20 protein-coding genes and 1 riboswitch are annotated in these 21114 nt (G+C 62.7%); of the genes, 4 read left to right on the forward strand and 16 right to left on the reverse strand.

The features are described from left to right. Nucleotides 1-104: 104 nt before the first annotated feature. Nucleotides 105-3575: a hybrid sensor histidine kinase/response regulator gene (locus ACXR0M_RS21510; protein ID WP_458833758.1), complete on the forward strand. Its 3471-nt coding sequence runs from the start codon at nucleotides 105-107 to the stop codon at nucleotides 3573-3575. A gap of 96 nt (nucleotides 3576-3671) precedes the next feature. Here the strand turns inward: ACXR0M_RS21510 and ACXR0M_RS21515 are convergent, their stop codons facing one another. Further along, a complete protein-coding gene (locus ACXR0M_RS21515; RefSeq protein WP_458833879.1) occupies nucleotides 3672-5036 on the reverse strand; it encodes a DNA recombination protein RmuC in 1365 nt (454 codons plus the stop codon). A gap of 175 nt (nucleotides 5037-5211) precedes the next feature. Then, nucleotides 5212-5535 carry a sel1 repeat family protein gene (locus ACXR0M_RS21520; RefSeq protein WP_458833759.1) on the reverse strand — a complete coding sequence of 108 codons (324 nt, stop codon included), beginning with the start codon at nucleotides 5533-5535 and terminating at the stop codon, nucleotides 5212-5214. A 986-nt stretch (nucleotides 5536-6521) separates the two neighbouring features. Between ACXR0M_RS21520 and ACXR0M_RS21525 the strand changes: the two genes are divergently transcribed. The 3 genes from ACXR0M_RS21525 to ACXR0M_RS21535 all read left to right on the forward strand — a co-directional run bounded on the left by ACXR0M_RS21525 (nucleotide 6522) and on the right by ACXR0M_RS21535 (nucleotide 8920). Beyond that, nucleotides 6522-6746, forward strand: coding sequence for a hypothetical protein (locus ACXR0M_RS21525; protein WP_064586664.1), 225 nt, complete (start codon nucleotides 6522-6524; stop codon nucleotides 6744-6746). Between the two features lie 273 nt (nucleotides 6747-7019). After that, complete coding sequence (locus ACXR0M_RS21530; RefSeq protein ID WP_025111983.1) at nucleotides 7020-7502, forward strand: hypothetical protein; 483 nt, start codon at nucleotides 7020-7022, stop codon at nucleotides 7500-7502. 146 nt (nucleotides 7503-7648) lie between these two features. Further along, nucleotides 7649-8920, forward strand: coding sequence for an OmpP1/FadL family transporter (locus tag ACXR0M_RS21535; protein WP_458833760.1), 1272 nt, complete (start codon nucleotides 7649-7651; stop codon nucleotides 8918-8920). A gap of 178 nt (nucleotides 8921-9098) precedes the next feature. Here the strand turns inward: ACXR0M_RS21535 and ACXR0M_RS21540 are convergent, their stop codons facing one another. The 14 genes from ACXR0M_RS21540 to cobO form a co-directional block, all read right to left on the reverse strand. After that, nucleotides 9099-9659: a glutathione peroxidase gene (locus ACXR0M_RS21540; protein ID WP_458833761.1), complete on the reverse strand. Its 561-nt coding sequence runs from the start codon at nucleotides 9657-9659 to the stop codon at nucleotides 9099-9101. 53 nt (nucleotides 9660-9712) lie between these two features. After that, nucleotides 9713-9838 carry a hypothetical protein gene (locus ACXR0M_RS21545; RefSeq protein ID WP_458833762.1) on the reverse strand — a complete coding sequence of 42 codons (126 nt, stop codon included), beginning with the start codon at nucleotides 9836-9838 and terminating at the stop codon, nucleotides 9713-9715. Continuing rightward, the gene (locus tag ACXR0M_RS21550) at nucleotides 9835-11043 is read right to left on the reverse strand and encodes an MFS transporter (RefSeq protein WP_458833763.1); all 1209 of its coding nucleotides are present in this window, start codon (nucleotides 11041-11043) and stop codon (nucleotides 9835-9837) included. The genes ACXR0M_RS21545 and ACXR0M_RS21550 overlap by 4 nt, the downstream gene beginning before the upstream one ends. Before the next feature lie 53 nt (nucleotides 11044-11096). Further along, the gene (locus ACXR0M_RS21555) at nucleotides 11097-11501 is read right to left on the reverse strand and encodes a MarR family winged helix-turn-helix transcriptional regulator (RefSeq protein WP_007950413.1); all 405 of its coding nucleotides are present in this window, start codon (nucleotides 11499-11501) and stop codon (nucleotides 11097-11099) included. Between the two features lie 201 nt (nucleotides 11502-11702). Beyond that, nucleotides 11703-12434 carry an adenosylcobinamide-GDP ribazoletransferase gene (locus ACXR0M_RS21560; RefSeq protein WP_458833764.1) on the reverse strand — a complete coding sequence of 244 codons (732 nt, stop codon included), beginning with the start codon at nucleotides 12432-12434 and terminating at the stop codon, nucleotides 11703-11705. 1 nt (nucleotide 12435) lies between these two features. Then, nucleotides 12436-13011 carry an alpha-ribazole phosphatase family protein gene (gene cobC / locus ACXR0M_RS21565; RefSeq protein ID WP_458833765.1) on the reverse strand — a complete coding sequence of 192 codons (576 nt, stop codon included), beginning with the start codon at nucleotides 13009-13011 and terminating at the stop codon, nucleotides 12436-12438. Further along, nucleotides 13008-14063, reverse strand: a complete 1056-nt coding sequence (gene cobT, locus ACXR0M_RS21570; RefSeq protein WP_458833766.1) for a nicotinate-nucleotide--dimethylbenzimidazole phosphoribosyltransferase — start codon at nucleotides 14061-14063, stop codon at nucleotides 13008-13010. Before cobT ends, cobC begins: the two co-directional genes overlap by 4 nt. Next, nucleotides 14060-14581 carry a bifunctional adenosylcobinamide kinase/adenosylcobinamide-phosphate guanylyltransferase gene (cobU, locus tag ACXR0M_RS21575; protein ID WP_458833767.1) on the reverse strand — a complete coding sequence of 174 codons (522 nt, stop codon included), beginning with the start codon at nucleotides 14579-14581 and terminating at the stop codon, nucleotides 14060-14062. Before cobU ends, cobT begins: the two co-directional genes overlap by 4 nt. Before the next feature lie 137 nt (nucleotides 14582-14718). Beyond that, complete coding sequence (locus ACXR0M_RS21580) at nucleotides 14719-16170, reverse strand: cobyric acid synthase (protein WP_458833768.1); 1452 nt, start codon at nucleotides 16168-16170, stop codon at nucleotides 14719-14721. Beyond that, nucleotides 16167-17159: a threonine-phosphate decarboxylase CobD gene (cobD, locus tag ACXR0M_RS21585; protein WP_458833769.1), complete on the reverse strand. Its 993-nt coding sequence runs from the start codon at nucleotides 17157-17159 to the stop codon at nucleotides 16167-16169. The genes ACXR0M_RS21580 and cobD overlap by 4 nt, the downstream gene beginning before the upstream one ends. Continuing rightward, complete coding sequence (gene cbiB, locus ACXR0M_RS21590) at nucleotides 17152-18060, reverse strand: adenosylcobinamide-phosphate synthase CbiB (protein ID WP_458833770.1); 909 nt, start codon at nucleotides 18058-18060, stop codon at nucleotides 17152-17154. The genes cobD and cbiB overlap by 8 nt, the downstream gene beginning before the upstream one ends. Beyond that, nucleotides 18057-18707 (reverse strand): 5,6-dimethylbenzimidazole synthase, encoded by a 651-nt coding sequence (gene bluB, locus ACXR0M_RS21595; protein ID WP_458833771.1) that lies wholly within the window; start codon nucleotides 18705-18707, stop codon nucleotides 18057-18059. Before bluB ends, cbiB begins: the two co-directional genes overlap by 4 nt. Next, a complete protein-coding gene (locus tag ACXR0M_RS21600; protein WP_458833772.1) occupies nucleotides 18704-20104 on the reverse strand; it encodes a cobyrinate a,c-diamide synthase in 1401 nt (466 codons plus the stop codon). The genes bluB and ACXR0M_RS21600 overlap by 4 nt, the downstream gene beginning before the upstream one ends. Further along, complete coding sequence (gene cobO, locus ACXR0M_RS21605) at nucleotides 20101-20712, reverse strand: cob(I)yrinic acid a,c-diamide adenosyltransferase (protein WP_458833773.1); 612 nt, start codon at nucleotides 20710-20712, stop codon at nucleotides 20101-20103. The genes ACXR0M_RS21600 and cobO overlap by 4 nt, the downstream gene beginning before the upstream one ends. An 81-nt stretch (nucleotides 20713-20793) precedes the next feature. Next, nucleotides 20794-21026: riboswitch (cobalamin riboswitch) on the reverse strand. Between the last annotated feature and the right edge of the window lie 88 nt (nucleotides 21027-21114).

Here is a 21114-nt window from a genome sequence, read left to right on the forward strand (position 1 = left end):
CCCCGCCACGCCACGACCTTGGTCGACACTGACTAACCGCCGCACTCATGCGAGACTGTCCGCCCGGGCAGGACTGCCGGGGAGTCATTTGTCGGGAGTGTTGCATGTCGTTGTCCACCGGGCTGATCGCCGCCGTCGCCCTGGCCTATATGGCCATCATGTTCGCCATTGCCTTCTACGGCGATCGTCGCAGCACGCCGTTGCCGCCACGGATGCGCGCGTGGGTGTACAGCCTGTCGCTGGCGGTTTATTGCACCAGCTGGACATTCTTCGGCGCGGTCGGCCAGGCCGCCGAACAGCTGTGGTCCTTCCTGCCGATCTACCTCGGGCCGATCCTGTTGCTGCTGGGCGCGCCGTGGGTCCTGCAGAAAATGGTGATGATCAGCAAGCAGGAAAACATCACCTCGATTGCCGACTTCATCGCCGCGCGCTACGGCAAATCGCAGTCGCTGGCGGTGGTGGTGGCGCTGATCTGTCTGGTCGGCGTGCTGCCTTATATCGCCCTGCAACTCAAAGGCATCGTCCTCGGCGTGAACCTGTTGATCGGTGCCGGCGCTGATGCCATGGGCACCCGCGCCCAGGACACCGCGCTGATCGTGTCGCTGGTGCTGGCGCTGTTCACCATCGTCTTCGGCACGCGCAACCTCGACGCCACCGAGCACCACCGGGGCATGGTGCTGGCGATCGCGTTCGAATCGCTGGTCAAGCTGTTCGCCTTTCTCGCGGTCGGCGCCTTCGTCACCTTTGGCCTCTACGACGGTTTCGACGACCTGTTCAATCAGGCCATGCTCGCGCCGCGCCTGGAGGAATACTGGAAAGAAACCATCAACTGGCCGTCGATGGTGGTGCAGACCGGGGTGGCGATGATGGCGATCATCTGTCTGCCACGGCAGTTCCACGTCACGGTGGTGGAGAACATCGACCCGCAGGACCTGCGCCTGGCCAAGTGGGTATTCCCGGCGTATCTGGCGCTGGCCGCGTTGTTCGTGGTGCCAATCGCCCTCGCCGGGCAGATGCTGCTGCCGAGTCATGTGCTACCCGACTCATTCGTGATCAGCCTGCCATTGGCCCAAGCCCATCCGGCCTTGGCGCTGCTGGCGTTTATCGGCGGCGCCTCGGCCGCCACCGGGATGGTGATCGTCGCCAGCGTGGCGCTGTCGACCATGGTCTCCAACGACATGCTGTTGCCGTGGCTGCTGCGGCGCAACAATGCCGAGCGCCCGTTCGAGGTGTTCCGCCAGTGGATGCTCTCGGTGCGCCGCGTGAGCATCGTGCTGATTCTGCTGCTGGCCTACGTCAGTTACCGCCTGCTCGGCTCCACCGCGAGCCTGGCGACCATCGGCCAGATCGCCTTCGCCGCCGTGACCCAACTGGCCCCGGCGATGCTCGGCGCGCTGTACTGGAAACAGGCCAACCGTCGTGGGGTGTTCGCCGGTCTGGCCGCCGGCACGTTTCTCTGGTTCTACACGCTGGTCCTGCCGATTGCCGCCCACAGCCTCGGCTGGTCACTGAACACGTTCCCCGGGCTGGCGTGGCTGCACAGCAACCCGCTGAACCTGCCGATCACCCCGCTGACCCAGGGCGTGGTGCTGTCGCTGGCGGGCAACTTCACGCTATTCGCCTGGGTCTCGGTGCTGTCGCGCACGCGGGTTTCGGAACACTGGCAGGCTGGGCGCTTTATCGGTCAGGAGATCAGCGCGCGCCCGAATGCGCGCTCGCTGCTCGCGGTGCAGATCGACGATCTGTTGCAACTGGCCGCACGGTTTGTCGGCGAAGAACGGGCGCGCCAGAGCTTCATCCGTTTCGCCTACCGCCAGGGCAAAGCCTTCAATCCGAACCAGAACGCCGACGGCGAATGGATCGCCCACACCGAACGTTTGCTCGCCGGTGTACTGGGCGCCTCTTCGACGCGGGCGGTGGTGAAAGCGGCGATCGAAGGTCGGGAAATGCAGCTGGAAGACGTCGTGCGTATCGCTGACGAAGCTTCGGAAGTCCTGCAGTTCAACCGCGCCCTGCTTCAAGGCGCAATCGAAAACATCACCCAGGGCATCAGCGTGGTCGACCAGTCGCTGAAACTGGTGGCGTGGAACCGCCGCTATCTGGAGCTGTTCAACTACCCGGACGGTTTGATCAGCGTCGGCCGGCCGATTGCCGACATCATTCGCTACAACGCTGAACGCGGCTTGTGCGGCCCCGGTGAGGCGGAAGTCCACGTCGCCCGACGCCTGCACTGGATGCGTCAGGGCCGTGCGCACACCTCGGAACGTTTATTCCCCAATGGCCGGGTGATTGAGCTGATCGGCAACCCGATGCCCGGCGGCGGTTTCGTCATGAGTTTCACCGACATCACCGCGTTCCGCGAAGCCGAGCAGGCGCTGACCGAGGCCAACGAGGGCCTGGAGCAACGGGTCAGCGAGCGCACCCAGGAACTGTCGCAACTCAACCTCGCGCTGACCGAAGCCAAGGGCCATGCCGAGGCGGCTAACCAGTCGAAAACCCGCTTTCTCGCGGCGGTCAGCCATGACCTGATGCAACCGCTGAACGCCGCGCGCCTGTTCTCCGCCGCCCTCTCCCACCAGAACGAAGGCTTGAGCAGCGAGGCGCAGCAACTGGTGCAGCACCTCGACAGCTCGCTGCGATCGGCGGAAGACCTGATCAGCGACCTGCTGGATATTTCCCGTCTGGAAAACGGCAAGATCAACCCCGATCGCAAGCCGTTCGCAGTCAATGAGCTGTTCGACACCCTCGGCGCCGAATTCAAGGCACTGGCGCAGGAACAAGGTCTGAGTTTCCGGGTGCGTGGCAGCAAGGTGCGCATCGACAGCGACAGCAAATTGCTGCGGCGGATTCTGCAGAACTTCCTCACCAACGCTTTCCGTTATGCCAAGGGCCCGGTGCTGCTGGGCGTACGTCGGCGCGGCGGCGAACTGTGCCTGGAGGTGTGGGATCGCGGGCCGGGGATTCCGGAAGACAAGCAACAGGTGATTTTCGAGGAATTCAAACGCCTCGACAGCCATCAGACCCGCGCCGAAAAAGGCCTCGGCCTCGGTCTGGCGATTGCCGATGGTTTGTGCCGGGTCTTGGGTCATAAGTTGAGCGTGCGCTCATGGCCGGGACGCGGCAGCGTGTTCAGCGTCAGTGTGCCGCTGGCCCTGACACAAGCGGCGCCGACCAACGCTGCCATTGAACCGAATGGCAAGTTACTCAGCGGCGCGCAAGTGCTGTGCATCGACAATGAAGACAGCATTCTGATTGGCATGAACAGCCTGCTGAGCCGCTGGGGTTGTCAGGTGTGGACGGCGCGCAATCGCGAGGAATGCGCGGCGCTGCTGAGCGACGGCGTGCGGCCGCAACTGGCCTTGGTCGACTATCACCTGGATCACGGCGATACCGGCACCGAGCTGATGGCATGGCTGCGCACCACGCTGGGAGAGCCGGTGCCGGGGGTGGTGATCAGTGCCGACGGGCGCCCGGAAACCGTGGCGCAGGTGCATGCCGCCGGGCTGGATTATCTGGCAAAACCGGTGAAACCGGCGGCGTTGCGGGCGTTGTTGAGTCGGTATGTGCCGCTGTAGCTGGTGACTTCAGTGACGCCTTCGCGAGCAAGCCCGCTCCCACAGTTTGAAATGCATTCCAATGTGGGAGCGGGCTTGCTCGCGAAGCTTTTGCAGTTATTCCGGTAATTCGACAAGACCATCGACATCAGTCATCGCCCGCTCCAGCAAATCCGCCGGCAGACTCTTACTCGCCCGCGCCCCTAGCAGCTTGAGCTGCTCGCTGCGGCTGACCAGATTGCCGCGTCCTTCCGTGAGCTTGTTGCGCGCCGAGCTGTAGGCTTTGTCCAGCTGTTGCAGGCGATTGCCGACCTCGTCCAGATCCTGAATGAACAGCACAAACTTGTCGTACAGCCAGCCGGCGCGCTCGGCGATTTCCCGGGCGTTCTGGCTTTGCCGCTCCTGCTTCCACAGGCTGTCGATCACGCGCAAGGTCGCCAGCAACGTGGTCGGGCTGACGATCACGATATTGCGGTCGAACGCTTCCTGGAACAGCGTCGGCTCGGCCTGCAGTGCGGCGGAAAAAGCCGCTTCGATCGGCACGAAGAGCAAGACGAAATCGAGGCTGTGCAGGCCTTCCAGACGCTTGTAATCCTTGCCGGCAAGACCTTTGACGTGACTGCGCAACGACAGCACGTGCTGCTTGATGGCGATCTGGCCGATGGTGTCATCTTCGGCGGCGACGTACTGCTGATACGCAGTCAGGCTGACTTTGGAATCGACCACCACCTGCTTGTCGCCCGGCAGATAGATGATCACATCGGGCTGAAAGCGCTCGCCATCCGGGCCTTTGAGATTGACTTGGGTCTGGTACTCGCGGCCCTTCTCCAGACCAGCGTGTTCCAGCACTCGCTCAAGGATCAGTTCGCCCCAGTTGCCTTGGGTTTTCTGGCCTTTGAGGGCGCGGGTCAGGTTGGTCGCTTCGTCGCTCAGGCGCAGGTTCAACTGCTGCAGACGCTCCAGTTCCTTGGCCAGCGAGAAACGCTCGCGGGCTTCGGCCTGATAGCTTTCTTCCACGCGTTTTTCGAAGGACTGGATGCGCTCTTTCAACGGATCGAGCATTTGCCCGAGGCGTTGCTGGCTGGTTTCGGCGAAACGCTGCTCGCGCTCGTCGAAGATCTTCCCGGCCAGTTCGGCGAACTGCGCCCGCAGCTCATCGCGCGAGCCTTGCAGGTCGTTGAGGCGTTGTTGATGGCTTTCCTGTTGTTCGCGCAACTCGGCGTTCAGCGAAGCGGCCTGGGCGTCCAGGCGGCGCAGTTCGGCTTCCTTGTTGGCGCGCTCGATGTTCCAGGCGTGGGACGCGTCACGGGCATCATCGCGCTCGATCTGCAGCAGCTCGACTTCCCGGCGCAAGGCGGCCAGTTCAGCCTGTTTGGCGGCGTTGGCCTGGACCAGATCAAGCGCCTCGTCACGGCTGGCTTCGAGCTGGGCGTTGAGCCCGTCCTGCGCCAGTTGCGCCATGGCCAGTCGCTCTTCGAACAAGGCGACCTCGGCCTGTGCGTTGCTCGCCCGGCGCTGCAGTTGCCAGGCCAGCGCCAGCAGCGGCAGACCCGCGCCCGCCAGACCGAGCAACACGCTGGTCAAGTCCATAGCCATAGCCACTCCTGCCGATTCAATAAAGCCTGAAGGTTAACCAAGGCGCCGGACGTTGGACAGCTTAGTCTTCGAGCAGACCGAGTTCCTGTTGCGCACGCCGATCACCGGCCCGCGCCGCCATCCGCAGCAGATCCTGACCGATACGCCGGTCCCGGGCATTGCCGCATTCACGGCACATCAGCTGACCCAGACGACTCTGCGCCGCGACCACGCCTTCGCGCGCCGGTTGCTTGAGCAGGCGTCCCGCCAGGTGTTTGGCATTTTGACTGTCACCCAGACGCGGACTGTCGAGCAGCCATTCGGCCACACGCACGGAAAATCGCTTGGGGGAAGTAACACGCGGGTGTTCGGAGGTAACAGAGGATGATACTGAGCGAAACTTCATAAAACACTGTGGGACAGATCGGAAGGCGCGCCACTCTACTCTTTTTTTCGCACAGGTAAAGTCGAAAAAAACCCGGCACGCCCGTCCTAGAGCAAGCGCTAGGGACAATCCACAGAAGCTGTGGATAACTCAGTGGACAACCGTCCTCCAACCTCCGCAAAGCCTTGTAGAATGGGGCTCCCAGTCAAACTGACGATTTTTTCACCAACAAAAAAAACCGATGTTTTTCATTGACTTAAACTTTTGATACAGGCAGCCCTGCGAGTCAGGATCGATATGACAGGCTGGTGACAGCTTGCGCAACTAATGTGCACAAGTACCTGTTACCCGGTTATATCGATGCGCTTTTTCGGGTCGTTTCCGTCCTCGGGCTGGGGATAAGCGGGCTGGCGAGAGCGCTGGCTGCACGTTTTTGTGGCGATGGACGGTGCCTTCCCAAGCACACTCCCCTGTAGGAGTGAGCCTGCTCGCGATGAGGCCGGCATTGCCAGCCGACGAATCTGCTTCCCCCAAAATCTTTTTCACCCCAACATTTGCATTGCCCCGGACGATCCATTACTATCCGCGGCGTTAGTACCAAGCTGAAAGTCAATTCCGGTCGAACACATCCCCACGGTCTACCTTCTTCCAAGAAGCCCTTCACCGAAAACAGCGGGAACGACCCCTCGATGGTTTCCAGGTAAATCTTGCGTCAGCACTGCCTTTGAATGAATGCAAAGGGTGTTGCGAAGAGCACTTACTCTGACCGAACCAACCTGCAAATTGATCAGGATCTTCACCCCGGGCCCAGAACCTTTGCCCTCGATGTGTCGCCTGTCCTCCTAAGTACCTACCTGCCAGCCCAAGCGCGCCAACTTATTAGCGCTTCAAACTGGCTGCTTTGTTCCAGTCGGGTTCTTCGTACGGCCAATGGTGGTCGACGTCACTGGAACGTTTTAACGCTGCACGGTTCTTATCCGTGTCATTTGTAGGAACACCTAATAACTATGTCGACTCAAATCCATACTCAGGATGCCATTCGCACCCTAACCAACGCTTTTGCTCCAATGAACTGCCTGATCATGGCTGCTCGCAAAGGCTGCTTCAGCTTCACCGTGGTCAATGAACACGGGATCGCGCGCCACAGCGAGCGTCTGTACCCTGATCAATACTCCAGCGCCGAACCGCTGCAGGCCGTGATCGACCGTACTCGTCAGGCGCTGGTCGCCTGAAAGCCGAACAGGCTGCAAAAGCAAAAAGCCCCGCACAAAAATGCGGGGCTTTTTATTGCCCGATGTTTCGCTTTTAGCCCGGTGCGCTTAAGCACCAGCGGATATAACGCATTTAAGGCTTCGCCGGAAATAATTTAAAAACAGGCCTTTACGTCGTGAATATGACACTACACTTCAACTCAAGCGGCTTGATCCGCTTGCGGCGAGCCTGAACCGATCCACCGCTGCCAAGGCCCCCAGGTGTCGCCGCCCATTACAAGAATCGAGGGCATTATGGGTATCGCTGCCAGCGAACTGTGTCGCTACGTGATTCGTCCCACATTGATTTATCTGGGACGTCACTGCGCAACCGCCGAATCCCTGCTGCTGGGTATCGCTGCCAGCCAGTCCGCCCTCGGCTCCGCCCTGCATGACCGCCGTGGCCACGGCCTTTACCGCATTGCCGAGCACCGCCACCAAGCCCTTTGGGACCACTATCTGGCACTGGACCCGGAGCGCGCCAGCCTGGTTCGCGGCCTCGCCAGTCAGCATGCGTTTCTTAGCGGTCCGCACCTCGAACTGACCGTCAATCTGCGTTACGCCACCGCCATTGCCTGGCTGCTGGTCGAAGAACAGAACCCCACCCTCCCCGACCCCAATGATCTGTTGGGTATGGCGCGAATCTGGCGGCAGACCTTCCAGCCGCAAGGACGTTTGCGCGACTTCACTTACGCCTGGCAAACCTGTGTTTCACCGGTGAATCAGGTCGCGTGTTGACCGGGGAGTTTTACAAGATCGCGCAACAGGTCGCGAATCTGGTCGGATTGTCCTACAAAACCGCTCTAACTCAGGCTATACGGACTATAGCGCTGGGACGAAAATGTTGGTAATTTTCGCCCCGGTGATCACCAGGAGTTCTAATAATGAAAAAAGTAATGCTCAAAACCACCCTTAGCCTCGCCGTTGCCATGGCATCCACCCAGATCTTCGCAGCGGGCTTTGCCATCAACGAACACAGCATCAGCGGGATGGGCACGGGTTACGCTGGGCGATCCTCTTCTGCCGACGATGCAAGCACTGTTTATGGCAACCCTGCCGGCATGTCGCGCATCACGCGCGAACAAGTGACTGGCGGTGTTGCATTCCTCGATGCCCACACCGATATCAGCGACGCCAGCTCCAGCCCTAACGGCGGCAGCAACAAAGGCGACATGGTGCCCTTCACCTCCGTACCTATGGGCTTCTACGTCAAGCCGATCGATGAGCATTGGGCATTCGGCCTCGGCGTCTACGTGCCGTTCGGCCTGATCACGGATTACGAAAAAGGCTTCGCCGGCCGTTACTTCGGCAGCAAGTCCGAAGTGCAGGTCATCACCTTCCAGCCAACCGTCAGCTACAAGTTCAACGACGTGGTGTCGGTCGGTTTCGGCCCGACCATCAACCGTATCGACGGTACCCTGGAATCCAACCTGTCGATCACCCAGGCCGCGCCGGACGGCAAGGTCAAGATCAAGGGTGACGACACCGCGCTGGGCTACAACATCGGTGTGCTGGTGCAGGCCACCGACACCACTCGCCTGGGTCTGACCTACCACTCGAAAGTCGACTACAAGCTCGAAGGCAACACCAAGGTCGACTATGCCGTACTCGGCGCCGTTGGCCTGGGCGCACAGCAGAAGTACGACGCCTCGCTGAAGATCACCACGCCGGAATCGGTGGACTTCTCGGTGACTCAGGCGATCAATGATCGCTGGAACGTCTACGCCGGTAGCACCTGGACCCGCTGGAGCCAGTTGGAAAAGATCACCGTCAAGAACTCCGGCGTGCAGCCACTGCTGGCGGGTCAGTTCGGCGAGATCACCGAAGACCAGAACTGGCACGACTCCTGGGCTTACGCTGTGGGTACTTCGTACCAGTTGAACAAGGAATGGGTACTGCGTACCGGTCTGACCTTTGACCAGTCGCCGACCAACAACGTCGATCGTTCGCCGCGTATCCCGACTGGCGACCGTACGATCTTCAGCATCGGTGCCGGCTGGAGCCCGACCGACGACCTGACCATCGACGTGGCTTACTCGTACCTCAAGGAAGAATCGGTCAAAATCCGCAACGAAAACGATCGTGGCCAGACCTACGATGCCAAGTATGAAAACTCGGCAAACGGTTTCGGTGTCGGCGCGACCTATCGCTTCTGATGCTGCACGGCGAGGCTGATCCCTCGCCCACAAAAAAGCCCCGCTCTCTTTGCAGAAAGCGGGGCTTTTTTGTATCCCCTGTAGGAGCTGCGGAACGCTGCGATCTTTTGATCGTGATCTTTAAGATCAAAAGATCGCAGCGTGCCGCAGCTCCTACAGGGGTCGGCGGCGCGCACATTCATGGTTGCAGGGGTTTTGAGGCGATCGCCTTCTCGACCGCGGCAATAAACTCCGGATCATCCGGCTTGGTCAGGCTGGAGAAATTGGCGATCACCTTGCCCTGGCGGTCGATCACGTATTTGTAGAAATTCCACTTCGGCGCGCTGCTCTGCTGCGCCAGCACCTTGAACAGGGGGGTCGCGTCATCGCCACGAACCTTCTGCGGCTCGGTCATGGCGAACGTCACGCCGTAGTTGGCGTAGCAGACCTTGGCGGTTTCGGCGCTGTCCTTGGACTCCTGCTTGAAGTCATTGGACGGCACGCCAAGCATTTCCAGGCCCTGCGCCTTGTAGTGTTGATTGAGCGCTTCGAGGCCTTCGAACTGCGGGGCGAAGCCACAGAAACTGGCGGTATTGACCACCACCAACGGTTTGCCGGCGTAGCGCTGACAGAGATCGATGGATTCCTTGGCGCGCAGCTTGGGCAACGAACCTTGCAGCGCTTCCGGACAATCAGCGGCCTGGGCCAGTCCGGTCAACGCCATCAGCAACGCGGGTACAGCACACCAGCGCATGAGCATGTCGGGCATCCTTTGAGCAGTCATCAGACCCCGACGTTACTCGCCATCAAAGCCTACAGGCAAGCGCCCATGCCCAACTGCATCAACGCCAGACCGCCCTGATGCCAGCCCCACCACGCCAGCGCCAGTAACAAGGCGCCGACTGCAGCGAAGGCGAATCGCGGCCAGGAGCGCATCATGCCGCACTCACGCCCGCTTGCAGGCGCGCCACCGGACGCTCGCGCACCGGCCAGTTCAGCGCAGCCGCCAGCAGACTCAGGAGAATCGCCACTTGCCAGATCAAGTCATAACTCCCGGTACGGTCATACACCACCCCGCCCAGCCAGCCGCCGAGGAACGAGCCGAGCTGATGGAACAGGAACACGATCCCGCCGAGCATGGACAGATTGCGCACGCCAAACAAGGTCGCCACCGTACCGTTGGTCAATGGCACCGTCGATAGCCACAGGAAGCCCATGGCCATGCCGAACAGATAAGCCGACGTGGTGGTCACCGGCAGCCACAGAAACAACACGATCACCACCGCGCGCAGCAGGTACAGCGCGGTCAGCAGACGCGGCTTGGACATGCGCCCGCCGAGCCAGCCGGCGGTGTAGGTGCCGAAGATATTGAACAATCCGATCAGCGCCAGCACCGTGGTGCCGACCGTGGCCGGCAGATGTTGATCGACCAGATACGCCGGCAGGTGCACGCCGATGAACACCACCTGAAAACCGCAGACGAAAAAACCGAACGCGAGCAGCCAGAATCCGGAATGCGAACAGGCTTCACGCAGGGCTTCGGACAGGGTTTGTTCATGCCCCAGCACCGGCAGCGGTTTGTCCTTGAGCATGCTCACCAACGGCACAATCAATGCCACCAGCAGGCCGAGCACCAGCAGCGCCGCCGACCAGCCGAGCCAGCCGATCAGGCCCAACGTGCCCGGCAGCATGGCGAACTGGCCGAACGAACCGGCGGCGCTGGCAATGCCCATGCCCATGCTGCGTTTTTCCGGCGGCACCGCGCGACCTACGACCCCGAGGATCACCGAGAACGAAGTGCCGGACAGACCGATACCAATCAACAGACCCGCGCTCAACGACAGGGTCAGCGCCGAATCCGACAGGCCCATGAACACCAGGCCCAGGGCGTAGAGCACACCGCCGACCAGCACCACTTTCGCCGCACCGAAACGGTCAGCCAGCGCTCCGGTGAATGGTTGCGCCAGGCCCCAGATCAGGTTCTGCAGGGCGATGGCGAAAGCGAACACCTCGCGGCCCCAGCCGAATTGCGCGCTCATCGGCGACAAGAACAGGCCGAAGCCGTGCCGCACGCCCAATGACAACGCCAGAATCAGCGCACTTCCCAGCAACACCCAACCGCACGTACGCCACATCGATGTCATTGTTATTCTCCGTTCGCGGGTATATACCCGCTTAGATCCGGAAAAACCGGCGCTCAGGCCAGTTCGTCCAACAGTCGCAGCAAGGTTTCACGCTTCTCGGCACCCAGACGATCAATCAATCGCTGTTGCGCCGCTTCCCAGGCCGGCAACGCCGCCGCCAGACGCTGTGCACCGGTCTCGGTGAGCCTGACGATGCGATTGCGCATGTCCTCGCCCTCGGCCAGCGCCACCAGGCCCTCGCCTTCCAGCACCCGCAGATTGCGCCCCAGCGTGCTGCGATCCAGGCCCATGGCTTCGGCCAGCTCGGAAATGCTTGGTTGATCCAGTCGCTGCAGATTGCACAGCAGAGAATACTGGGCAACGTTGATTCCGAAGCCGTCGAGAGCGCCGTCGTAATGCCTGCTGACGCCACGAGCGGCGCGACGCAGGTTGGTGCACAAACACTGAGAAGGAAGCATGATGCGTGTATATACCCGCGACTGTGTTAAATCAAGTTACACATGAATTTAGCCAAAACATTTGCGGTGCCGGTTCGGCCCTCTTCGCGAGCAAGCCCGCTCCCACAGTTTTAGCAAGTGTTCACCAAATTTGGGAGCACCCTCAATACCTGTGGGAGCTGGCTTGCCAGCGAAGAGGCCGGAACAGGCAACGGATACCTGTCAGACCAGCACCACCCCAACCAACACCACCATCTCCAGCAATTCCAGCAACGCCCCCGCCGTATCACCCGTGGTCCCGCCCAACCGCCGCATCATCACCTGCCGCAGCCAGACGAAACCAACGAGCGCGACCAGCAACGCAACTAACGCCTTCATCCCGGCGACCAGCAAACAAACCAGCGCACTGCCCCCAAGCACCCACCATCCGACCCGGCGCGGCAGATGATCAGCCAACGCCTGCCCCAACCCGCCGGCCCGCACATACGGCGTCGTCAAAAACAACCCGAGCAACGAGGCGCGCCCGAGCAGCGGCACGATGATCAATACCGCCCCATGTCCCTGCTCGATCAGCGCCAGCAACGCGGTGAACTTGAGCAGCAACACCAGCACCAGCGTCACCACCGCAATCGGTCCACTGCGCGGGTCCTTCATGATGGTCAGGGTGCGCTCGCGGTCACCGAAGCCGCCGAGCCAGGCGTCGGCGCTGTCGGCCAGTCCGTCGAGGTGCAGCGCGCCGCTGAGCAGCACCCACACCGTCAGCAACAGCGCCGCATGCAGCAGCAACGGCGCGCCGGCCAATGCCAGGTTCAGCGCCCAGAGGAGCAGCCCGAACAGCAACCCCACCAGCGGATAAAACAGCAACGAACGCCCGAGCTGTTCCGGCTCGGGCATCCCCGGCAGGCGAATCGGCAAGCTGCTGAGAAATTGCAGGGCGATCCACAGTGGCAGCATCTCAGTGACCTTCCTTGAGCGAACCATCGGCGTCAACGGTCAGGGCAAACAGTGCAGCATGCGCGACTTCGACGTTGAGCAATTGCTCACGCGGCAAGCCACGCGCCTGCGCCAGCAACAGACGCATCACCCCGCCGTGACTGATCAGCAACACGCGCTCGCCAGCGTAAGCCTGATGCAACCGCGCCACCGCGCCCAGCACCCGCGACGCAAACTCGCTGACCGGCTCACCCTGCGGCGGCGTGAAGGCGTAGGGATCAGCCCAGAACCGCCCCAACGCCTCGGCGTCGGTCGCCATCAACGCCGCAGCGCTCTGCCCTTCCCAAGCCCCGAAATGCAGCTCCTGCAGAGCCTTGTCCAGATGCACCGGGAGATTCAGTTGCTCGCCCAGCTCTGCAGCAAACCGCGCGCAACGCTGCAGCGGCGAGCTGACCAGGCGATCCCACGGCCCGCCTCCAACCACCGCCGCACGCATCTGCGCCCAACCCTTTTCAGTCAGCGCATCATCGAGACTGCCGCGCAAACCGCCGCCCAGTTCCGTCTCACCGTGGCGCAGCAGGTCCAGACGCAAAGTCATGCCGGACGATCCGCCACCGCCGCTTCGGCGAACGTCGCCATCTGCCCGTGCAGGTCGCAGGCCAGGCGCAACAGCGGCACGGCCAACGCCGCCCCGCTGCCCTCACCCAGACGCAGACCAAGTTCCAGCAATGGTTCGGCGCTGAGCGCTTCGAGCACATGGCGATGACCCGGCTCGGCACCCCGATGGCCGAACAGCAGCCAGTCGCGGCAAGCCGGGTTCAGCCGCACCGCAACCAGTGCGGCGACTGTACAAATAAAACCGTCAACCAGCACCGCCACGCCTTCCTGAGCACAGGCCAGATACGCGCCGACCAGCGCAGCAATTTCAAAACCGCCGAGGTTGAACAGGGTTTGCAACGCGTCGCCACGCTGCGCCGCGTGCAGCGCCAGCGCGCGTTCGATCACTTGCGCTTTATGGCTGATGCCCTCGGCATTCAACCCGGTACCGGGACCGGTCAGATGCGCCACCGGGCAGTCGAGCAAGGCGCAGGCCAGTGCACTGGCGGCGGTGGTATTGCCGATGCCCATCTCGCCACCGATAAACAACTGTGCACCCGCCGCTTTGGCGCGCAGCACGCTGTCGCGACCGGCCTGCAAGGCGAGCGCGCCCTGCGCTGGAGTCATCGCCGCGCCTTTGGCGAAATTCGCCGTGCCCGGGCCGACATTCAGGTGCAGCACGCCCGGCAGATTCAACGAAGGCGTCACGGTGCCCAGATCGACCACTTCCAGTTGCGCATCGAGCTGCCGTGCCAGCACGCTGATCGCCGCGCCACCGCTGACGAAGTTGAGCAGCATCTGCCCGGTGACTTCCTGCGGGAACGCCGAAACGCCTTCCGCGACCACGCCGTGATCGCCAGCAAAAATCGTGATCCACACCTGCTGCAGCGTCGGTTTGATCTGCCCCTGCAATCCGGCCAGTTGCACCGCCACGCTTTCGAGGCGACCGAGGGAGCCGGCCGGCTTGGTCAGTTGCTGCTGGCGCGCCGCCGCTTGTTCAACGATCTCGGTATTCACCGATTGGCACGGGTTCAACCACCACGCTTGGGTCATAACGCAGGTCCTTTCAGGGTCAGGGGCAGGCCGGCGACGGTCAGGACGACACGCTGACAGCGCTCAGCCAGAGCTTGATGCAGCCAACCGGCTTCATCGACGTAGCGGCGAGTCAATTCGCCCAGCGGCACGACACCCATTCCGGTCTCGTTGCTGACAAAAATGATCTGCCCCGGCAATGACGCCAGGCAGTCGAGCAGGGCTTCGCGCTCAGCGGCGAGACGCTCGGCGTCATCGAGCATCAGCAGATTGGTCAGCCACAGGGTCAGGCAATCCACCAGCAGGCAACGCTCGGCGCTGGCGTTTTCCGCCAGGACGCGGGCCAGTTCCAGTGGCTCTTCGATCAGCGCCCATTCGGCCGGACGCCGGGCGCGGTGATGGGCGACGCGCTCATTCATTTCGCCGTCCAGCGGCTGGCTGGTGGCGATGTAGGTGACCGGCAGATGGCTGTCGCTGGCGAGTTTTTCCGCGAGGCGACTTTTGCCGGAGCGGGCGCCGCCGAGGATCAGTTGGAGCATGGGACATCCTGAAAGTTATGTATCGGGGCGACCGGCCTCATCGCGGGCAAGCCCGCTCCCACAGTAATCGCGGTGGTTCAAACACCTCACTTCCCTGTGGGAGCGGGCTTGCCCGCGATGAGGTCAGTACAGGCAACCTAAATCCCACAGAACTGACGCAGTAAACCGGTATCCAGATGCTTCTCCACCAAATCCGCCAACCGCTCGATATCACGCTCGCGCAAGCCGTGGTAATCGACGTCCTGCACATCGTTCAACCCGGCCCAGCGCAGCAACGTGGCGCTGGCTTGCGGCGATTCGAACAGGCCGTGCAGGTAGGTGCCGAACACCTGCCCGTCCAGACTCTGCGCGCCATCGCAACGGCCGTCATCCAGATGCACCGCGGCGTTTTCCAGCGCCGGACCAGACGTCGCCCCGGCATGAATTTCATACCCGCTGACCTCGGCCTCTTCCAGCGCCAGATGCCCGCGCACGTTGCGCAATTGCTTTTCGGCTTCGAGCGTGGTTTCCAACGCCAACAAGCCCAGACCGACACTCGAACCCGGCGCACCTTCCAGACCCAGCGGGTCATGCACCTGCTCGCCGAGCATTTGCAGACCGCCGCAGATCCCCAGCAACTTGCCGCCGTAACGCAGATGCCGGTTGATGGCCGTTTCCCAGCCGTTGGCGCGCAGATACGCCAGGTCGCTGCGCACGCTTTTCGAGCCGGGCAAAATGATCAGGTCGGCGGCTGGAATCGCTTGCCCCGGGCCGATGAATTGCAGGTCAACCTGCGGATGCAAACGCAGCGGATCGAAGTCGGTGTGGTTGCTGATGCGCGGCAGCACCGGCACCAGCACTTTCAGCACTTGCTCGGCCTTGTCGGTCTGACGCTGGTCGATGCCGTCCTCGGCCTCCAGATGCAGATCCAGCACATACGGCAGCACGCCCACCACCGGTTTGCCGGTGCGCTGCTCCAGCCAGTCGAGGCCCGGTTGCAGCAAGGCGATGTCGCCACGAAAACGGTTGATGATGAAGCCTTTGACCCGCGCCTGCTCACTCGGCGCCAGCAGTTCCAGGGTGCCGACCAGATGCGCAAACACCCCGCCGCGATTGATGTCGGCGATCAGCAGCACCGGGCAATCCACCGCTTCGGCAAAGCCCATGTTGGCGATATCGCCGGCGCGCAGATTGATCTCCGCCGGCGAGCCTGCGCCCTCGACCATCACCAGCGAATACGCCGCGCTGAGCCGCTGGTGCGACGCCAGCACCGCTTGCATGGCGATGGCTTTGTAGTCGTGATAGGCCACGGCATTCATGCTGGTGACGGCACGGCCATGGATGATCACCTGCGCGCCGGTGTCGCTGTTGGGTTTGAGCAGCACCGGGTTCATGTCGGTGTGCGGTTGCAGATGCGCGGCTTGTGCCTGCACCGCCTGCGCCCGGCCGATCTCGCCGCCGTCGGCCGTCACCGCGCTGTTGAGCGCCATGTTCTGCGGCTTGAACGGCACCACCGCCACACCCTGACGGGCGGCCCAGCGGCAGAGCGCCGTCACCAGCGTGCTTTTCCCGGCATCGGACGTGGTGCCCTGCACCATCAGGGTGGTCATTTCAATTCCTTGGCAAAGGCTTGCAGCGCCTGTTCGAGGCGCGCTTCTTCAGCGGCGTTGGCCGGCAGGCCGAAACGCAGACTGCTGTTGTAGCTGAAGAGGCGCAGGAGGATGCCGCGTCGGGCCATGAATTCGTGCAGCGCAGGCGCGTGCTCGGTGATCAGCCACTGGAACAGCGCGCAACCGCCCTGCGGTTTCAGGCCGTAACGTTCGAGCAGCCGCGCCAGGCGTTCGCTGGCCTCGTCACTGCGAATACGTTGCCGGGTCTGCGCCTCGGTGTCCTGCAGGCAGGCTTGTCCAAGCACCCGGGTCGGGCCGCTGACTGCCCATGGCCCGACCTGCTCGGCGAGCAACTTGAGCAGTTTGCGCTCGGCCAGGACAAAGCCCAGCCGTACGCCGGCCAGGCCGAAGAACTTGCCGAACGAGCGCAACACGATCAGGCCGACCAGATGGGTGTACGACGCCAGACTCAATTGCGGCGTGTTGTCCATGAACGCTTCATCGACCACCAGCCAGCCACCGCGCTGGGCCAGTCGCGCGTGCCAGTCGAGCAGGCGCGCCGGGGTCAGACTCAGGCCGGTTGGATTGTTCGGATTGACCACCACCAGCACATCGAGGCTGTCGAGAAAGAAATCGACTTCCTGCTCCAGCACTTCGCGCACGATGTAACCGCTGCGGCGCCAGGCTTCAGCGTGCTCGGCATAACACGGCGACAGCACGCCGACCTTGCCCGCCCGGCGCAGACGCGGCAGCAACTGGATCGCCATCTGCGAACCGGCCACCGGCAGCACCTGCGGCGCGCCGTAGCATTCGCAGGCTGCCTGCTCCAGGCCGTCGTCGGTTTCCGGCAAGCGTGCCCAGGCGCGCAACGGAATCTCCGGCACTGCAAACGGCCACGGCGCGAGGCCGCTGGACAGGTCGAGCCAGTCGGCCTCGGCGATGCCGTAATCGCGTGCGGCCTTGCGCAGCCGGCCACCGTGTTCAAGCATAGAATTCAGCCCCCACGCAGAGAATCAGCAGCCATAACCATACCCCGCGCTGGACCAATTGCCAGCCGCGATCAATCGAATCGGCATCCGCCGGCGCGCCCTCGCCCAATTGCGGGCGCTCGTGCAGTTCGCCGTGATAGATCGCCGGACCGCCCAGTTCAACGTTCAACGCACCGGCGCCGGCCGCCATCACCGGACCGGCGTTGGGGCTGTCCCATTTCGGCGCCTGACTGCGCCAGCATTTCCACGCCAGCCGGGTGTTGCCCAGCAGCGCGTAGGTCAGCGCCACCAGCCGTGCCGGAATGTAATTGAGTACGTCGTCGATTTTTGCCGCGCACCAGCCGAACCGTTCGAAGCGTTCATTGCGATAACCCCACATCGCATCAAGCGTGTTGCTCAAACGATAGAGCACCACCCCCGGCGCACCGGCGACGACAAACCAGAACAGTGCGGCGAACACCGCATCACTGCCGTTCTCCAGCACCGATTCGGTAGCGGCGCGCGCGACCGCAGTGCTGTCCAGTTCGCTGGTCTGGCGACTGACCAGATAACCGACGCGTTTACGCGCCTCTTCCAGATCATCACTGCGCAGGGCTTTGGCCACCGGTTCGACGTGTTCGCCAAGACTGCGCATGCCGAGCGCGCAATACAACGCAAGAATCTCGACGATCCAGCCGACGTAAGGCGCCCAGGAAAACGCGGTGGCGAGCAGCGTCAGCGGCAGCACCGCGATCACCCACGCGGTGACCCCGTGACTGCGCCAGCCGCGCCCACCCGCATTGAAACGTTGCTCGATGCGCCCGGCAAAATTGCCGAAGGCCACCAGCGGATGCCAGCGTTTCGGTTCACCCAGCAGCGCATCCAGCGCGACCGCGGCGACACTCAACAACGCCACACTCATTGCCTCACTCCCCAATAATTTTCATACAGCAACTCATGGAGCGGACGCGCCTGCGCCCACCCTTCGAGGACCAGCATCGGCGCCGGATAGAATTCCTTGACCGGGCCCAGGCACAACACCGCCAACGGCTTGGCCCCGGCCGGCAATTGCAGCAGATCGGCAAGAGCTTGCGGTTCGAACAGCGAGACCCAGCCCATGCCCAGCCCTTCGGCGCGTGATGCCAGCCACAGGTTCTGGATCGCGCAGGATAACGACGCCATGTCCATTTCCGGCAATGTGCGGCGACCGAAGATGTGCTTTTCCCGATCGTCCATCAGCGCCGCGACCAGCACTTCGGCGCAGTCGTTGATGCCTTCGACCTTGAGCTTCATGAACTCGTCACTGCGCTCGCCAAGGGCTTCGGCGGTGCGGATGCGTTCGGCTTCGACGAGGTTCTGGATCTGCCCGCGCAACTTGCGATCGCTGATACGGATGAAGCGCCACGGTTGCATCAGGCCGACGCTGGGTGCCTGGTGCGCGGCTTCGAGCAGACGGCGCAGCAGTTCAGGCTCGAGCGTGCCGCCGGTGAAGTGGCGCATGTCGCGGCGTTCGGCGATGGCTTTATAGACCGCTGCGCGCTCGGCTTCAGAATAGGCGTTGTCGGTCATGGCCCCATCGCTGGCAAGCCAGCTCCCACAGGGGAATGCATTTCTTCAGGCAAATCACCGCCCACTGTGGGAGCTGGCTTGCCAGCGATGGCGGCCTTGAGGTCTGGCGCAAACAACGCAGCAATCGCCCCCGGATTCGACGGAAAATAAAAGTGCACGTACGAAGCGGTCATCCGCCCCTCGCGATACACCGCCTCCGCGCCGCGTCCGCCATTCGGGCTCAGGCCCCGGGCAATCGGCGTCAGTTCGGTGCTGGTCAGCGAGTGGTGATAGGTGTGGCCGCGCAGTGAGCCTTCCGGCAGATCCACCACCTGCAGCGCAAGCGCCGCCAGACGTTTTTGCATCACCGCCTCGCCGCGCAGTAGCCCGACCAGTTCGGCGCGGGTGCCTTCGACATCGGTCAACGCGTCGAGCAGATAGAGCATGCCGCCACACTCGGCGAGCAGCGGTTTGCCGGCGGCGTGGTGCGCGCGAATCGCCGCGAGCATCGCGGTGTTTTGCGCCAGCGCGACATGGTGCAATTCCGGGTAGCCGCCGGGCAGATACAGACTGTCAGCCTCGGGCAATCGGGTATCGCGGATTGGCGAGAAGAAGCTCAACTCGGCGCCCATCGCTCGCAGCAGGTCGAGACTGGCGCCGTAGGTAAAGGCAAAGGCTTCATCGCGGGCTACGGCAATGCGCACGCCTTCGAGCAGCGGTTCGGCGTCGATCACCGTGGGCGCGGCAAACTCCACGGCCGGCGGCAGCGCGACCTCGCAACTGCTGGCCAACGCTTCGGCAGCGGCGTCGAGGCGCAGGTCCAGATCATTCAGTTCGCTGGCCTGCACCAGACCGAGGTGGCGGCTCGGCAGTTCGATCCCGGTCTCGCGGGACAGCGCGCCGTACCAGCGCAAGCCTTCAGTGAGGCTGCCCTCGAGCAATTGCGCGTGGCGCAATGTGCCGACGCGGTTGGCCAGCACGCCAGCGAACGGCAGGTCCGGCTGATAGCGCGCCAGTCCCAGCGCCAGGGCGCCAAAGGTCTGGGCCATGGCGGTGCCGTCGATCACCCCGAGCACCGGCACGCCAAAATGCCGCGCCAGATCGGCGCTCGACGGGGTGCCATCGAACAGGCCCATCACACCTTCGATCAGGATGAGATCGGCTTCGCCGGCGGCTTCCCATAAAAGGCGCCGACTTTCCTGCTCGCCGACCATCCACATGTCCAGTTGATACACCGGCGCACCGCTGGCGCGCTCGAGAATCATCGGATCGAGAAAGTCCGGGCCGCATTTGAACACGCGCACCTTGCGCCCCTGATTGCGATGCAGGCGCGCGAGGGCGGCGGTAACGGTGGTCTTGCCCTGACCGGAGGCCGGCGCGGCGATCAACACCGCCGGGCAGTGACGTGGTTGATTCAAAGTTCGACGCCTTTCTGCGCTTTGATCCCGGCCTGGAAGGCGTGCTTGAGCATGCCCATTTCGGTCACGGTGTCGCCCATCTCGATCATTTCCGGCTTGGCTCCGCGACCGGTGACGATCACGTGCTGCATCGGCGGACGCGCCTGCAGATCACTGAGTACCTGATCCAGATCGAGGTAGCCGTGCTTGAGCGCAATGTTCAGCTCATCCAGCACCACCAGGCCAATCGACGGATCGCGCAACAGTTCACGGGACACGGCCCACGCCGCTTCGGCGGCGGCGATGTCGCGCTGGCGGTCCTGGGTCTCCCAGGTGAAGCCCTCGCCCATCACGTGGAAGCGCACTTGCTCGGGGAAGCGGCGGAAGAACAGCTCTTCGCCGGTGCTGTTGCGGCCCTTGATGAATTGCACCACGCCGCACTGCATGCCGTGGCCCATGGCGCGGGCGAGCATGCCGAACGCCGAGCTGCTTTTGCCCTTGCCGTTGCCGGTCAGCACCAGCACCAGACCGCACTCGTCGGGCGAATTGGCGATGCGTTCGTCGATCACGGCTTTTTTGCGCTGCATGCGCGCCAGATGGCGTGCGTCGCGCTCGGGGGAATCGGTCATGGGGGAGCTCTCCGTTGAGGCTGAATAACGGCGGGCAGGCACAAGAATAGACGGCAAAAAGCCTGGCATCGCCCACCGTGATGCCGCTGGATGGATCAGGCCGGTCTCCGGGCTCATGAGCGGCGCATCGCCTGGCTGCGCGCCTTCCCGCTTCTGTCGAGGCAGTGGCTCAAGGCGCAGCTTTTACTCATTTACCGTTGCGGGGGCAGCGCCGGGATCGTGTGATCGCTCTTCGTCTGAAGACAACCCTCACCGGCTTCCCTGTTTCACTCTGTCGACACCCGTCACAGAGCACCTGAAACAAGCCGCGAAGGTTAGAGGGTTGGGGGTGGAGCGTCAATTAAAGAGGGGGCCGTCGAGCGAATAACTGCCGCCGATCAATTATCTGACGCCAATCTTGTG

This window comes from Pseudomonas sp. Eth.TT006 (genome assembly GCF_054456575.1).